Below are 14,937 nucleotides of genomic sequence, written 5' to 3'. Positions count from 1 at the left end.
GACGCAAGCTATTGACCATCCGGGGGAATTCACCGAACTCGGATAGATGCTGAAACGCCTGCTCAAAAGCCCGATTGTCCTGCGCGCCGTCAGCGCGCTGATCGGCCTTTATATCCGCCTCGTTTATGGGACGTCGCGCTGGACCATGTCCGGCTTTGAACATTTCGACACGGCGGCGAAGGGCGGCAAGGGCGTCATCCTCGCTTTCTGGCATGGGCGGCTGCTGATGGCGGCCACGGTGCGGCGCGAAACCGAGCGGCCGGTCTATATGCTGATTTCCGCCCATCGCGACGGCGAGATCATCGCCAAGGGCGTCTCCGGCTTCGGCGTGCGCTTCATTCGCGGCTCAGCCGCCAATCCCGACAAACCCGGCAAAAATAAAAGCGGCGCCTCGGCGATCGCGCAGATGCTCGCCGCGCTGGAGGAAGGTTCGGTCATCGGCTTCACCCCGGACGGGCCGCGCGGCCCCGGCGAGCGGGCCAAGCCCGGAGTCATCCGCCTCGCCCAGATGAGCGGCGCCCCGATCATTCCCGCCGCCTATTCCGCAAGCCGGGGCAAGCAGCTTTCCACCTGGGACCGGTTCCTGCTGGCCGCGCCCTTTTCAAAAGGCTATTACGTCGCCGGCGCGCCGATTTATGTTCCCGAAGACGCCGACGCGGAAACCCGCGAAGGCTTGCGGGCGGAGCTTGAAACGGCGCTCAAAACCGTAACCCGAGACGCCGACGCCCGTGCAGGGCGCACCGAGCCGCAATCCGCCGTCCAGCCAACCGCGCAAGAGGACTGATCGCCGCCAGATGACCGTAGTTTCGCGCGAACCGCTGGGCCTTAAAATCTACCGCACGGTAAGCCGCGCCGGCGCGCCGGTGGCGTCAATGGCGCTGCAACGGCGCCTCAAGGCCGGCAAGGAAGACCCCTCGCGCATTGACGAACGCCGCGGCGTTGCGAGCAAGGCGCGGCCGGAAGGAAATCTGGTCTGGATCCACGGCGCCAGCGTCGGCGAATCGCTGTCGGTGATTCCGCTGGTGGCGCGGCTCAAGGCGGCGCATCCCGATTGTTCTTTTCTGGTCACCACCGGCACGGTGACATCGGCGAGATTAATGGAAGAGCGCCTGCCCGACGGCGCCTTTCACCAGTTCATTCCCCTGGACCATCCCGACTATGTCGCGGCGTTTCTCGATCACTGGAAACCCGATGCGGCGCTATTCGTTGAATCGGAATTCTGGCCCAATCTGGTGCTCGGCGCGCGGGCGAAAACCCGCTTCATGGCGCTGGTCAATGGCCGCGTCTCCCCGCGCTCCTTCGAAGACTGGAAGCGCCAGCCCAACGCGATCAAATTCATCCTGTCCTCCTTCGACGTCATCATCGCGCAGGACCCGCAAAATGCGCAGCGGCTTTCCACCCTGTCAGGCCGCAGCGTTGAAACCTTCGGCAATCTGAAATACGCCGCGCCGGCGCTGCCCGGCGATGAGGCTGCGCTCGCCGCGCTCAAAACCGAAATCGGTCCGCGCCCTTTATGGCTCGCGGCCAGCACCCATCCCGGCGAGGAAGAGCCCGTGCTCGCCGCGGCGAAACTGTTGAAGGGCGAGTTCCCGCATCTTCTCACCATCATTGCGCCAAGGCACCCGACGCGCGGCGCGGAAATCAGCGCGCTATGCGAAAGCCGCAACATCACCTGCGCCGCGCGCTCGGCGGCGCAGCCGGTTGGGCCGGACACGGATGTTTATATCGCCGACACGCTGGGCGAACTCGGCCTGTTCTACCGGCTTTGCGATGTGAGTTTTGTCGGCGGCAGCCTTGTCGACAAAGGCGGTCACAATCCGCTGGAGCCGGCGCGCCTCGGCGCCGCCATCCTGCACGGGCCGCATATTTTCAATTTCGTCGAGACCTATACGGAAATGCGCAAGACCGGCGGCGCCGCCCTGATCCGCAATGAGCGCGAAATCGCATCCGCCGTGCGCCGCTTATTCGCCGACGCCAAGACCCGCGACGCCATGACCCGCGCCGCGCAGCGCGCCGCAGAAGACGGCGCCGAACGCATTCTCGGCGAGGTCGTCGGGGCGCTTGATCCGCTGCTTGAAAAGAGCGTGGCGTCGGCAGGGCTGGGGGCATGAACGGGGGCCTGAACGGGGGCTTGACCGGGCGCATGATGCGCGAGCCCTGGTTCTGGCGTGCAGACACGGCGACGGCGCGCGCAATCACCGCCTTGCTGACGCCCGCCGCGCTTTTATATCAGGCCGGCCATCGCCTGCGCTGCTCGTTGACGACGCCCGCAAAGGCGAAGCTGCCCGTCATCTGCATCGGCAATGCGACATTGGGCGGCGCGGGCAAAACGCCCTTCGCTATTCTTGCCGCGACCCTGCTGCGCGAAGCGGGCGTCACGCCGGCCTTCCTGACGCGTGGCTATGGCGGCGCGATGGCCGGGCCGGTCATCATCGATGCAAACACCCATGACGCTTATGATGTGGGCGATGAAGCCTTGCTGCTGGCGCGCCATGGGCAGGTGATTGTCGCCCGTGATCGTCCCGCAGGCGCGGCCCTCGCGGAAAAGACCGGCGCGCAGGCGATCATCATGGATGACGGTTTTCAAAACCCGACCCTCGCCAAGGACCTGTCGATCCTGCTGATTGGCGAAAACGAATCCCGCTCCAATGGCGCCTTGTTTCCGGCGGGGCCTTATCGCGAACGCGCGGAAGAAGCAAAAGCCCGCGCCCACATCACTGTCGCGATCAGCAGCGCGCCATCGCCGGATACGGATTTTCACGCCTGGCTGGAGCCAGTGAACGCGCCGGCGCCGGAACGGGTCATCGCTTTCGCCGGGATCGGCGCGCCGGATAAATTTTTTGACACGCTGGAGCGAAACGGCTTCACCTTGTTGCGGCGCATTTCCTTTCCCGATCATCACCCCTTCACCGAGACCGAATTGCGGGTGCTGGAAAAAGACGCCGCAAAGCAAAAGGCGAAACTGATCTGCACCGAAAAAGACTTTGTGCGCTTGCCCGAGGCCTTTCGCGATGAGGTGCTGGTGCTGCCGGTCGCCATGCAAGTGAATGATGCGCCCGCTTTGAAAGCGCGCCTTGTCGCTGCGGCTCAAAGCTTTACGCGGGAAGAGGCGCGCGATGAGTGACGCGCAAATCAAAAGCGATCACGAGGAGACCGCCCTGCCCGCGCGGCGCGACCGGCCGATCACGCTTATGCACCGGCTGGAGCTGGCGCTGGTCATCGCCCTGACCGGATTTTTCAAGTTGGTGGGCGTTGACGCCGCTTCCGCCATCGCCGGGACGACGATGCGCCATATCGGGCCGCTGATCCGGCCCTCGTCGCGCCGCGCCGAAGACAATCTCGCGCGCGCCTTTCCCGACTGGCCGCGGGAAAAAATCCGCGCCGTCACCAAAGACGCCTGGGAAAACATCGCGCGCACCGGGGCGGAATTCGTGCATCTCGAAACCCTCGCCGACTTCGAGACCAATGTCCGGATCGAGATGATCGACCGGGAAAGATTCGACGCGCTTGTCGCGCGGCCCGAGCCGGTGATTCTATTTTCAGCCCATTTCGCCAATTGGGAGGTCGGCCCCTCCGTTCTCGCGCGCGCCGGCTATGATCTCGGCATTGTCTATCGCGCGGCGAATAATCCGCTGACGGATGAATGGATCATCAAGCAGCGCGCGAAAGTGATGTCGCGACGGCTGGTTCCGAAGGGAAAGCGCGGCGGCCGCATGCTGGTAGAGCTGTTGAAACAGAACTGCTCCCTCGCCTTGCTGGTTGACCAGAAGCTCAATAGCGGAATCTCGGTTCCCTTTATGGGCATCCCCGCCATGACCGCGCCCGCCGCCGCGCGCTTGTCATTGAAATATGGCGCGCCATTGATTCATGTCAGCATCACCCGCAAGAAAGGCGCGCATTTCAGCTTTAAGGTGCATGACCCGATCGCCTTCACGCCGACCGGCGACGATCACCACGATGTGGAAGCGCTGACAATGAAAATGAATGAAGCGCTGGAAGCGGATATTCGCGCCCAACCGGGCCAGTGGCTGTGGTTCCACCGCAGATGGCCGAAGGACGAGGGTTAGAGTTATATCATCCATTATTGGGTCACGCCTTCGACCCTTCGAGACACAAAAATTTCTTCATCCTGAGGAGGTCGTAAGACCATCTCGAAGGGCGAAGAAATTTTTGTTCCTCAGGATGAAGGCTCTGCAAGCCAACCGACTTCCGAAATGGCCTAACCGGTGACGCAGGCGCCTTCATAGGCGACGCTAACGCCCGCAGCCGCCGCGCTGCAGGCGCTCGGATAGGTGGCGCCGTCACAGCCGCAAGCGGGACGATATTCACGGGTGCAGACTTGCGGGCGTGGTTTGCAAACCCCGGCGCCATCGGCGATTTCGTAACACACGCCCGGCGCCATGGCGCAATAATCGCCTTCACCCTCACACTGGAAACCGGCTAAACCGCCGCACATGCCGCCGGTTTCGCCGGGGCCGATTTCGCCGCCGCTCTCCGCCGTCGCACAAGCGGCGACGAGGAAAAGCAGCAAAGCGAGCGCGCGCAGCATCAGTCTTCGGTCTTCATTTGCGATTGCAGGTAATTCTGCTCGCCGACCTTATCCATCAGCTCAAGCTGGGTTTCGAGATGGTCGATATGCTCTTCTTCGGACTCGAGGATCTTCACCAGCAGCGCCCGGCTCACATAGTCCTTCACGGTCTCGAAATAGGCGATCGCTTCCTTGTAGAGCGGATGGGCGCGCTGTTCGGCGCGCAGATCGCATTCAAGCGCTTCACGGACATTCTCGCCGATATAGACCTTGTCGAGATCCTGCACATTCGGCAGGCCTTCGAGAAACAGGATGCGTTCGATCAATTCGTCCGCATGCTTCATTTCGTCGATGGATTCGTCATACTCAACTTTGGCGAGCCGCTCGAAGCCCCAGTTCTTGAACATGCGCGCATGCAGGAAATACTGGTTGACGGTGGTAAGCTCCAACCGCAACGCCTTGTTGAGATAGTCGATGACCTTTTGGTCGCCCTTCACGAATACACTCTCCTGTTGATTTGTTTTTCAGGAGGATAGTGATTCACGCGCTGCGTTAAAGCGCTATCTTTGCAAGCGACTATCACTTGCGCAGAAAAATGCGCGCAACGCGCAAGCGACTCTCAATTGCAGATTTATTCGGCGGCGAGTTTGACGGCGGCGCCTTGATCGCGACCATCTTCGATGATCTGCGCCACGTCAGGCAAGCACTTGCCGCATTGGGGACGACGGCCGCAACGACGAAAAACCTCCGCCACGCTGCGCGCATCATCGGCGGCGGCGGCGAGTTCCCGGTCTTTCAGCGCGTTGCAGATGCACACATACATGGACGGCGGCTCTGATCCCAAAGGCCGACGCACCAAGTTGCGACCGGCTCTCAATAAGATGGGTCAGTTAATAATGATTGTCAATTACAAAAGCTTTAAATCGGCGGCTTTCCGCCCCGATTTTCAGCGCTATTCGCCGCCCTTATCCCCGGAGGACGCCGCGGCGTGGACCGGGACGAAGGGGTCGAGGGTCAATTGCGGATCGACCAGACGGCCTTTCCATTTGAGGCTCCAATGGAGATGCGGGCCTGTGGCCCGGCCCGTGGCCCCCACCGCGCCGATCACATCGCCTTTTTCCACGCGCTGGCCCGGCGTCACATCGACCCGGGACATATGCAGGAAGGCGCTTTCGAGCCAGTGGCCGTGATCAAGCAGGACCAGCCCGCCCTCAAAATACATGTCGCCCTCGGCCAGCCGAACGATCCCCGGCGCCGGCGCGCAGATCGCCGTGCCTGACGGCGCCGCGATATCGAGACCGGAATGCGGACGCTTCGGCTCCCCATTGAGAATGCGCTGGGAACCGAAAACGCCGGAAATCCGGCCTTGCAGCGGCCAGTCGAAACCAACCGACCAGTCGGCGATATCCTGGGTTTTCTCGCGGGCGTCTTTTTTCAGTTTCAGAATCGACAGCGATCTTGGCGAGCTGTTCTTCGGTGAACCCGGAGACTTTCGACTGGTCGAGCCCGTCAATGCGCTGCACCGGGAATTCGCGGTCTTCGATGTTAATCGCGCGGCGTTCAACCTCGCCATCCGGCAGGGTGACGACAACCAGCGCCGTCGGCGCGCTGTCGCGGCCAAAACCCAGCAGGAAGCGGCCCTCGTGATCGACCATCACCTCATCGCCGTCGAGGGTGACTTTCGCGCCCGCTTCGGTCTGGCCGAACAGGATGCCGCCCTGGGCGAAAGAGCCGTTGAGCGAAAATTTCTCCGGCTCGCCGGCGAAGACTTTCTGACGCTCGGCCACATCGTTCATCGCTTCGGCGAAATTGGCGCGGCGCGCCAGCGAATCCTTGCCATTGTCGGCGTCCACATTGCCGACTTTCGCGCCCGCCGGCGGCAATAGGTTTTCTGCTTCTTCAGCCTGATCGGTGTTTTTCAGCTCCTCCGCCATCAGCGGCGAGGCGAATGCGGCGATCATCAACGCGGCATATGCGAGTTTCATCAGTCGTTCCCCTTCAGACCGAAACCAATCATCGACGCGGCGGCGTCGGCATAAGGCTCCTGCTTGTCCACATTCCAATAGCGCAGCGCCTTTAACGGAATGCGCACGCCCGTCACCGCGCAAATCACAAACGCGCCAGGCTTCACCATATGAAATTCAGCGTCGTCATAATCGAGGACCGCCTCATCTTCGGGGCCAAAGGAGTCAAACGAGTTCACTTGCGCGCGGAGCCTTTCGATTTCTGACGCCTTCAATACCGCGCCAGGCGGGCGCTAGTCAAAGAGCCGGGGCTGACTTGGCTTTGGCGCGGATGTCCCGGTTTTGGACGCTGATTTTACTGGCGTTTTCGGGCCTTTTGATGGCGCGCCATCATCAAAATGCACGGCGCGGGCGCCGTCGGCGAACTGAATTTCGCCCGCCGCCCCTGCGGGCGCGTCGCCGGCCCGGCGCAACAAGGCGCCATCGGGACCACGCACCAGCGCAAAGCCGCGCTCAAGCACATTCTGATAGGAAACGGCGGCCAGCACCCGCGCCGACGCGGCCAGCCGCGAGCGCCGGTCAATGACGATGCGTTCCGTCCGGTCGGCGATGCGCGCCCAGCGCGTCGCAATCAGATTTTCCCGCTGGGCGAAGCCGGCGGCGAGCAGTCCCGGCGTCAATCGCCCGCTGACACCCGCAAGGGAGGTAAGCGCATTATCGAGACGGGCGCGCAATCCGGCGCGCAATCCGTCAGACGCGCGGTCAAGACGCTGGGTCGCGGCGCCGACAATATCTTCTGGCCGCCCAAGCCCGCGCGAGGCAGATATCAGCGCGGAGCGTCTTGTTTCAAACATCCGCGTCACGGCGCCGGTGAAGCGGCGTTCCTTGTTGAGGACTTCGCTCAGCAATTCCGCGCGCACGGGCACGGCGAATTCCGCCGCCGCGGTCGGCGTCGGCGCGCGCTTGTCGGCGGCGTAGTCGATCAGGGTCGTGTCAGTTTCATGGCCCACCGCAGAGATCAGCGGGATTTCGCTTTCCGCCGCCGCGCGCGCCACCACTTCTTCATTGAAGCACCACAAATCTTCCAGGGAGCCGCCGCCGCGTGCGACAATTAAAACATCCGGACGCGGAATATCGCCGCCGGCTTCGAGCGCATTGAAGCCGCGAGATCGCCTCAGCGATCTTGTCCTCGGCGCCGCGGCCCTGCACCACGGTCGGCCAGACGATCACATGGCGGGGAAAACGCTCGCGCAGCCGGTGCAGAATATCGCGAATAACCGCGCCGGATGGCGAGGTCACAACGCCGATCACTTCGGGCAGGAATGGCAGCGCGCGCTTGCGCTCCGGCGAGAACAGCCCCTCGGCGGCGAGCTTTTTCTTGCGCTGTTCAAAAAGCGCCATCAGTGCGCCGACGCCCGCAGGCTCCAGCAGAATCGATAATCAGTTGATAGCGCGACTGACCGGCGAATGTGGTCATGCGCCCGGTGGCGACGACTTCCATCCCCTGTTCGGGCTTGATCGAAAGCCGCGCGGCCATGCCTTTCCACATCACGCCGGAAATAACGGATTTGTCATCTTTGAGATCGAGATAGACATGACCCGATGCAGGGCGCGTAACGCGTCCTAATTCGCCCTTCACACGCACCAGGCCAAAAGCGTCCTCAATCGTGCGTTTGACGGCGCCGGACAGCTCAGTGACTGAATATTCGTGCAGATTGCCGATGTTTTGTTCACTCATGGCGTGTGTTAAAGCATGTTTTGGCGGCGCGCATAAGCGGCGGCGCATTTGGACCTGAGAAAACAACGGTCCGTCGAATTGGGGAGCTGCACCCTAACCAAAGTCAGTGTTTTTGCGCCAGGGCCCCGCCTAGGGAGCGCGCAACGCCATATTTCATGGCGACGAAAAGCCCGAAAATTGAAATTAAGGGGAGAATGATGAAGACCAAATTTTTATTGAGCGCTGCTGCGGCGGCGATTGTCATGGGCGGTGTTGCGGTCAAGACCCGCATCAACGGCGAAGAAGAAATTGCTGCGCCATTCCTGCATCCGTTGATGATCGCGCGCGCCTTGTGCGGCGAACAGGAAGACGGCCTCGCCAAGCGCCGGGCGTTTTTCGTGCGCGCTGCAACCGCCTATGCGCAAGCAGCCGACGAAGGTGAAAACGCTGCGCCGATGTTGCGCACGAAACTCACCGACATTTCATACGAAGTGACGACAACGCCGGAAGCACAAGCCTGGTTCGATCAAGGCCTCGCCTCGATGTTCAACTTCAATCATGGCGATGCGATCAACGCTTTCCAGCGCGCGCAGGCGATCGATCCCGATTGCGCCATGTGCTATTGGGCGGAAGCGCTGGCGCTCGGCCCCAATATCAACGCGCCGATGGCTGACGAAGCGGTCGCGCCTGCTTATGCAGCGCTGCAAAAAGCCATGTCCCTGCGCGACAAGGCGAGCGCGAAAGAAAAAGCGCTGATCAATGCGCTGCATTATCGCTATGAGCCGCAGCCAAATCCCGATCGCGCAAAACTCGACAATGCTTATGCGGACGCCATGGACGAGGTCGCCCTCGCCTATCCCGATGACGATTTCATCGCGGTCTCCGCCGCCGAAGCCAATATGGACACCCAGCCCTGGGATTACTGGACCGATGGCGGCCGTACGCCAAAGGGGCGTTCCGCCCGGACCGTATCGCTGCTGGAAGGCGTTATCGCGCGCAATCCAGACTACGCCGCCGCGATCCATCTCTATATTCACGCCACCGAAGCGTCGAACAATCCCTATCGCGCGGTTGAGCATGCGGACCGTCTGGCGGCCCTGACGCCGGGCCTCGGCCATCTCATTCACATGCCCTCGCACGCCTATTACCGCACCGGGCATTTCAAAAAGTCGCTTGAGCACAACATCATTGCAGTCGCCACAGACGAAGCTTTTATCGACAGCAATGATGCGAGCATCATGTATGAGTATGGCTATTACACCCACAATGTGCATTTCGCGCTGACCTCTGCGCAGATGTCGGGTGCGGCGGAAAGCGCGCTCGAAATGGCGCAGAAACTCGACGCGAAATTGCCTGCGGAAATGGCCTCGGCGGCGCCCTTCGTACAGCCGATCAAGGCCGCGCCTTATTACGCCATGGTGCAGTTCGCAGATCCGCAGGACGTTCTTGCGCTGGAGGATCCGGGCGATGCGATTCCGTTCCTGCAGGCCGCCTGGCGTTACGCACGCGGTGAAGCGCTGGTGAAAACCGGCGACACTGCGGCGGCGATGCGTGAAGCCGAAGCGATCAGCACGCTGATTGCCGAAAGCGATTTCACCCCGCTCATCGAAGGCAATGTGCCGGCGATTGACGTGTTGAACATTGCGCGCCTCACCGTCATCGCGCGCGCCAGCGCTGCTGACGGCGATCTCGCCACCGCAATTGAAGCGATGGAAGAAGCCGTCGCCCTGCAAGATGCGATTCCTTATATGGAGCCGCCCTGGTGGTACTATCCGGCGAAACAAACCCTCGCCAGCCTGGTTCTGCAGGACGGCCAGCATGAACGCGCGGAACAATTGTTCCTGGAAACGCTGACAGAGTCGCCGAACAACGCCTGGGTGCTGTACGGCCTTTCCGAAAGCTACAAAGCGCAAGGCGACAAATCGGCCGCAAAATATGCGGGCGCCTTGTTCAAGGACGCATGGCTCGGCGGCAAGAAGTCCCAACCGACTCTCGCGTCGCTTTAGCCCGACCGGCCCGCTCCGCCGGCGCCGCCCTTGAGCAGCGCCGGCGGACCATGGGCCCATCTTAAAAATTCACAATGTCAAAGAGCCCGGCAGAGCGGGCGCGAACGCCTCCCTGCCTGGCGCCGGAAGGACCTGTTTCGGGTATTGCGCCGTCACATGACGAGCGCCGGTTTCAAGGCCGCATCCAAACGCAAAGGTAAGTATACGGCCAGCTGAAAAGACGGGGATAACTACGCACCAAATGCGGGATTCACGCAAGAATTCATCACTTTTGATGAATTTTCAGCGCGTCGATTCCCGCTATTGGGGTGCGATTTACTGGCCGCGATGAGCGAGCGCGGATTGTAAAATCCACCAGCCCGAAGCGATGCCGATCAGCGCGGCGACAACGAACGTTCCCTCTTGCGCGACGGCGCCAAGATGCATGATGGCGGACAGCGCCCACAGGACAGCTTCGGAAAAAGCAAAGCCTTCCGACGCGACGAGGACAACCAGCGCGGCGATCCCAATTTTCTCAATCATGGAAACCTCAAAAGGAGTACGGCGCTGCATATAGGCCCGCCGGACGCCAACGCCAATCACGAAATATTTCTACGGGCGTTAATTATTTTCTTCCGCCTCTTTGAGGTCTTTTTCGAGCTGGTCGATCTCTTTTTGGGTCAGTTCGCCATCCTCGCGCAGGGTCCATGACGGCTCAAACGGCGCGGGGCCGACATTCGGCCGGTTGCCCTCAACGCCGCGCATCAAGTTGTCATCGCCTGCGTCGGGCAGGTTGTTGACGTCATCCATACTGCGGCGCGGGTCGCGCAAATCGCGGATCAGATCGTCATGCCGACGGCTCTCGATCTCGGCGGCGACCGGACCGATTGTGGGCCCGGTCACGCCATCGGCGCGTTCGCGTTTCAGCAATTCGGTGGCGCGGGTGAAATCCTCACCGCTCGCGCCCGGCCGCCAGCCGGAGCGAATTTCGCGGCGCCCGGCGCATTCCTTTTGTTTTTCCTCGTCGGTGAATTCTTCCGGACAGAAGATCGCCACGACGCCGGAATCCCCGGGCAGGATCGCCGCCTCGCCGGGCGGTAATTCGCCGCCTGAAAGATCGACGCCGGGCAGCGCCACTTCCGGCAGCACGAAACTGCGGCGGCCGAATACCGGCTCCTCGTCAAACATATCGTCGCCGGAGATTTCCGCAGGCGCGTCGGCGAGCGGCGTTTCTTCTTCCAGCGGCTCTTCCTCAATGTCCTGGCCTTCCGTCTCGGCGAGCACTTCGTCGAGACCTTGCGTTTCGTCATTGCCGGGAATTTCATCAAGGCCGGAATCGGGCGCGCCCGCCTCCTCGACTGACACCAGAGGCTGCTCGGCTTCGTCTTCCGCGATTTGCGGCTCTTCCTGCGGGGCCCGTTCAAGCAGCTTGTCGCTCAGCTTGGAGGGCGGCGCATCGGGAATGAACGGCTCCGGCTCCTGCGCGGTCGGCGCGAATTGCGGCTCGCGCTCAAGATTGAGCTCAAGCTCCGGCTCGACCGGCTCGGGTTCGGGCTCGGGCGCAAGGATTTCAGGTTCCGGTTCGGGTTCCGGCGCTGGCGCGGGCTCTTCGATGATCTCCGGTTCGGCTTCCGGTTCCGGCGCCTCTGCTTCGACTTCGGGCTCCGGCAACGGATCGGGCTCCGGTTCAGGCTCCGGCTCTGGCTCGACGATTTCAGGTTCCGGCTCCGGCTCAGGTTCGGGCTCAGGTTCGGGCTCAGGTTCCAGCTCCACCGGCTCAGGCTCGGGTTCTGGCTCGGGCGCAATATCCGGGTCGCGCAAACTCAGCTCAAACGGCAGCGGCTCCACCAGCGTCACCTGAATCGTGTCGCTCGGCGCATTCGGGATCCAGATCCGGACTTTGGCGAAAGTCGACATCAGCGTCAGCACGATCAGGTTGATCGCAATCGCCAGGGTCAGCGACGCCCGGCGCTGGCGCTGCTCTGTGGCGCCGAGATAATCGATGAGTCGCCCGCTGGTGCGGCCCCAGGGCCCGTACAGGCGCTTCCAAAGCCGGCGCAGCTGCGCCAGGGGCGTTTTCTGACGGCGGCGGGAATCGCCTTTTTCGGCGCCGCTGATTTTTCCCCAGAATCACTCATGCAACCGGACAACCGCCCCTAGCACGCGCGCAAACGGCATGATTGCGGGGGCGAAGGCCGCAACAGCGTTGATCGCGCAGCTTTGGGCGCTTAAACGCGGATAGAGAAAAACGGAGAACGCCCAAGTGAAAGTCCTGTTGGTTGGCGGCGGCGGCCAGGAACATGCGCTGGCCTGGAAAATCGCGCAAAGCCCGCAATTGTCAAAGCTCTATCTGGCGCCTGGCGGCGCGGGGCTCAATCATTTTGGTGAAGTTTTGCCGCTTTCCGGCGGCGACATTGAGGCGATTACTGATTTCGCCGCCGAAAACGCCGTTGATCTTGTTGTCGTCGGTCCGGAAGCGCCGCTAGCCGCCGGACTTGGCGATCTGTTGAAGAAAAAGCGCATTCCCTGCTTCGGACCGGATAAAGCCGCGGCCCAGCTAGAAGCGTCGAAAAGCTTCATGAAAGACGTGGCCAGCAAGGCCGGCGCGCCAACCGCCGCTTACGGGCGGTTTGAAGCCCCCGCCCCGGCGAAGTCATTTCTGCGTGAGCAGCGCCCGCCCTATGTGATCAAGGCTGACGGTCTGGCGGCTGGCAAGGGCGTCGTTATCGCCGAAACGCTGAAAGACGCGGATGCGGCGATCGATGACATGCTGGGCGGCCAGTTCGGCGACGCCAGCGCCGCCATCGTCATCGAAGAATTCATGCATGGCGAGGAAGCCAGCTTCTTCGCCATTTGCGACGGCGAAAACATTCTGCCGATGATCGACGCGCAAGATCACAAGCGCGCCTATGACGGCGATGAAGGACCGAATACGGGCGGCATGGGCGCCTATTCCCCGGCGCCGGTGTTCACCGATAAAGTCCGTGAGCGGACGATGAAGGAGATTATCGAGCCGGTGGTCGCGGAAATGAAACGTCGCGGCTGCCCTTATGTGGGCGTGCTCTATGCGGGATTGATGGTCGAAGATGAAAAGCCGCGCCTGGTGGAGTTCAATGCGCGCTTCGGCGACCCGGAATGCCAGATCCTGATGCGCCGCCTGAAAAGCGACCTCTTGCCGGTCCTCTACAAAGCGGCGACGCAAGACCTCAACACGGCAAGCTGCGAATGGTCGGACGAACCGGCGGCGCTCGTCGTCATGGCGGCGGATGGCTATCCCGGCGCCTATAAGAAGGGTACGGAAATCAACGGCGTTGATGCGGCGAACGCATTGCCGGGCGTCGTCGTGTTTCACGCGGGCACGAAACTCGAAGACGGCAAGCTGCTGGCCAATGGCGGGCGCGTGCTGAACATCACCGCAACCGGCAAGGACATCGAAGAGGCTGTCGCCCGCGCCTATGCCGGCGTCGCTGCGATTGACTGGCCCGGCGGCTTTTTCCGCAAGGACATCGCCTGGCGGGCGCTGGAACGGCGCAAGGCGGAGCCGCGCGCATGATCGCACTGACGGAGTGGCGCAAGGCCGCGCAATATTTCGACCATGCCGGGCGGCGCATTGCGTATTGGACAACGCCAAATCCCGACGCGCAAAAACCTTCGCTGCTGCTTGTTCACGGCTACCCGACCTCGTCCTGGGACTGGTCGCCCATGTGGGAGACGCTGGAAAAACGCTTCAACATCGTCGCCCTCGACATGCTCGGCTTCGGGCTCTCCGACAAACCGGCGGACATCACCTATTCCATTCTCGATCAGGCGGATTTGCAGGAAGCCTTGCTGGAGCATCTCGGGCTCGGCGAGGCGCATCTGTTCGTTCATGATTACGGCAATACGGTGGGCCAGGAATTATTGGCGCGCCAGAATGACCGCACACTGAGCTTTGCGCTCAAGTCGCTGGTGTTCTTGAATGGCGGCCTGTTCCCCGAACAGCATCGCGCAAGACTGGTCCAGAAAATCGGCTTGTCCCCGTTCGGCGGATTGCTGGGCGCCTTCCTCACGCGCGACAAGTTCCGCGCAGAATCTCGATGCGATCTTCGGCCCCGCGACCATGGCCAGCGATGAAGAGATTGACGGCCACTGGGCGCTGATCTGCGAAAATGACGGACGGCGCGTGCTCCATAAGCTGCTGCAATATATTCCTGAGCGCCGGATGATGCGCCCGCGCTGGGTCGGCGCCCTGAAAGAAACACATATTCCCTTGCGCCTTATCGATGGCGGCATGGACCCGGTCTCGGGCAAGCATCTTTACGATTATTACCTTGAGCAGATACCGAACGCCGATGCGGTGCTGCTCGCCGATATCGGCCATTATCCGCATACGGAAGCGCCGGAGCGCGTCCTGGCGGCCTTTGGCAAGTTTCACCATGACTTAGGAACATTTGCACCATGACCGCGTTTTTCACCATTTTCATCACCGTTTTCCTCGCTGAACTTGGCGACAAAACCCAGCTCGCCACCGTGCTGTTCGCCAGCGATGGCGGCAAATCGAAACTGATGGTGTTCGCTGCCGCCGCGCTGGCGCTGGCCGCCTCTACCGGTCTTGCAGTGCTGGCCGGCGCAGCCGCTGACAAATGGCTTTCCACACTGCCATTGAAGCTTATCGCCGGCGCCGGATTTGTTATCATCGGCGCGCTCATGATGCTCGATCATTTCAGGGCCGCATAAGAACGCCACGACAACACGCATAAGGAA

At 61.7% G+C, this 14,937-nt stretch carries 15 protein-coding genes and 2 pseudogenes; 8 read left to right on the top strand and 9 right to left on the bottom strand.

Annotated elements, in window-relative coordinates; genetic code table 11:
- Positions 1-46: 46 nt before the first annotated feature.
- Genes AC0L8G_RS06590 through AC0L8G_RS06575 form a run of 4 tightly spaced genes read left to right on the top strand, consistent with a single transcriptional unit; the run spans position 47 to position 4,067 of the window.
- Positions 47-784 (top strand): lysophospholipid acyltransferase family protein, encoded by a 738-nt coding sequence (locus AC0L8G_RS06590; protein ID WP_473387830.1) that lies wholly within the window; start codon positions 47-49, stop codon positions 782-784.
- A 10-nt stretch (positions 785-794) separates the two neighbouring features.
- A complete protein-coding gene (locus AC0L8G_RS06585) occupies positions 795-2,111 on the top strand; it encodes a 3-deoxy-D-manno-octulosonic acid transferase (protein ID WP_473387828.1) in 1,317 nt (438 codons plus the stop codon).
- Positions 2,108-3,124 (top strand): tetraacyldisaccharide 4'-kinase, encoded by a 1,017-nt coding sequence (lpxK, locus tag AC0L8G_RS06580; protein ID WP_473387827.1) that lies wholly within the window; start codon positions 2,108-2,110, stop codon positions 3,122-3,124. Before AC0L8G_RS06585 ends, lpxK begins: the two co-directional genes overlap by 4 nt.
- A complete protein-coding gene (locus AC0L8G_RS06575) occupies positions 3,117-4,067 on the top strand; it encodes a lysophospholipid acyltransferase family protein (RefSeq protein WP_473387826.1) in 951 nt (316 codons plus the stop codon). The genes lpxK and AC0L8G_RS06575 overlap by 8 nt, the downstream gene beginning before the upstream one ends.
- 152 nt (positions 4,068-4,219) lie before the next feature.
- On the opposite strand, the gene AC0L8G_RS06570 is transcribed toward AC0L8G_RS06575, so the two are convergent.
- The 7 genes and pseudogenes from AC0L8G_RS06570 to xseA form a co-directional block, all read right to left on the bottom strand.
- Positions 4,220-4,549, bottom strand: a complete 330-nt coding sequence (locus AC0L8G_RS06570) for a Kazal-type serine protease inhibitor domain-containing protein (protein ID WP_473387824.1) — start codon at positions 4,547-4,549, stop codon at positions 4,220-4,222.
- Entirely contained in the window at positions 4,549-5,025 is a 477-nt protein-coding gene (gene bfr, locus AC0L8G_RS06565) for a bacterioferritin (RefSeq protein WP_473387823.1), read from the bottom strand. Before bfr ends, AC0L8G_RS06570 begins: the two co-directional genes overlap by 1 nt.
- Before the next feature lie 134 nt (positions 5,026-5,159).
- Complete coding sequence (locus tag AC0L8G_RS06560; RefSeq protein ID WP_473387821.1) at positions 5,160-5,351, bottom strand: (2Fe-2S)-binding protein; 192 nt, start codon at positions 5,349-5,351, stop codon at positions 5,160-5,162.
- 129 nt (positions 5,352-5,480) lie between these two features.
- Positions 5,481-5,795: a M23 family metallopeptidase gene (locus AC0L8G_RS06555; RefSeq protein ID WP_473388817.1), complete on the bottom strand. Its 315-nt coding sequence runs from the start codon at positions 5,793-5,795 to the stop codon at positions 5,481-5,483.
- Positions 5,740-6,513: a hypothetical protein gene (locus AC0L8G_RS06550; RefSeq protein WP_473388951.1), complete on the bottom strand. Its 774-nt coding sequence runs from the start codon at positions 6,511-6,513 to the stop codon at positions 5,740-5,742. Before AC0L8G_RS06550 ends, AC0L8G_RS06555 begins: the two co-directional genes overlap by 56 nt.
- Entirely contained in the window at positions 6,513-6,731 is a 219-nt protein-coding gene (locus tag AC0L8G_RS06545; RefSeq protein WP_473387820.1) for a DUF2093 domain-containing protein, read from the bottom strand. The genes AC0L8G_RS06550 and AC0L8G_RS06545 overlap by 1 nt, the downstream gene beginning before the upstream one ends.
- A gap of 54 nt (positions 6,732-6,785) precedes the next feature.
- Positions 6,786-8,230, bottom strand: a pseudogene (xseA, locus tag AC0L8G_RS06540) (exodeoxyribonuclease VII large subunit).
- A 194-nt stretch (positions 8,231-8,424) separates the two neighbouring features.
- Between xseA and AC0L8G_RS06535 the strand changes: the two are divergent.
- Entirely contained in the window at positions 8,425-10,215 is a 1,791-nt protein-coding gene (locus AC0L8G_RS06535) for a hypothetical protein (RefSeq protein ID WP_473387818.1), read from the top strand.
- Positions 10,216-10,530: 315 nt separating this feature from the next.
- Here the strand turns inward: AC0L8G_RS06535 and AC0L8G_RS06530 are convergent, their stop codons facing one another.
- Entirely contained in the window at positions 10,531-10,737 is a 207-nt protein-coding gene (locus AC0L8G_RS06530) for a hypothetical protein (RefSeq protein ID WP_473387817.1), read from the bottom strand.
- Between the two features lie 78 nt (positions 10,738-10,815).
- Positions 10,816-12,123: a hypothetical protein gene (locus tag AC0L8G_RS06525; protein ID WP_473387815.1), complete on the bottom strand. Its 1,308-nt coding sequence runs from the start codon at positions 12,121-12,123 to the stop codon at positions 10,816-10,818.
- 334 nt (positions 12,124-12,457) lie between these two features.
- On the opposite strand from AC0L8G_RS06525, the gene purD reads away from it, so the two are divergent.
- The 3 genes and pseudogenes from purD (at position 12,458) to AC0L8G_RS06510 (ending at position 14,910) form a co-directional block, all read left to right on the top strand.
- A complete protein-coding gene (gene purD / locus AC0L8G_RS06520; RefSeq protein WP_473387813.1) occupies positions 12,458-13,747 on the top strand; it encodes a phosphoribosylamine--glycine ligase in 1,290 nt (429 codons plus the stop codon).
- Positions 13,744-14,635, top strand: a pseudogene (locus tag AC0L8G_RS06515) (alpha/beta fold hydrolase). The gene purD and the pseudogene AC0L8G_RS06515 overlap by 4 nt, the downstream one beginning before the upstream one ends.
- Positions 14,632-14,910 carry a TMEM165/GDT1 family protein gene (locus tag AC0L8G_RS06510; protein ID WP_473387811.1) on the top strand — a complete coding sequence of 93 codons (279 nt, stop codon included), beginning with the start codon at positions 14,632-14,634 and terminating at the stop codon, positions 14,908-14,910. Before AC0L8G_RS06515 ends, AC0L8G_RS06510 begins: the two are co-directional and overlap by 4 nt.
- The last annotated feature ends 27 nt before the right edge of the window (positions 14,911-14,937 follow it).

The sequence above is a fragment of the Hyphococcus sp. D3-15 genome, from assembly GCF_055809375.1.
The sequence above is the reverse complement of the archived record's forward strand: the minus strand, read 5'-3'. Positions and strand labels throughout refer to the sequence as shown.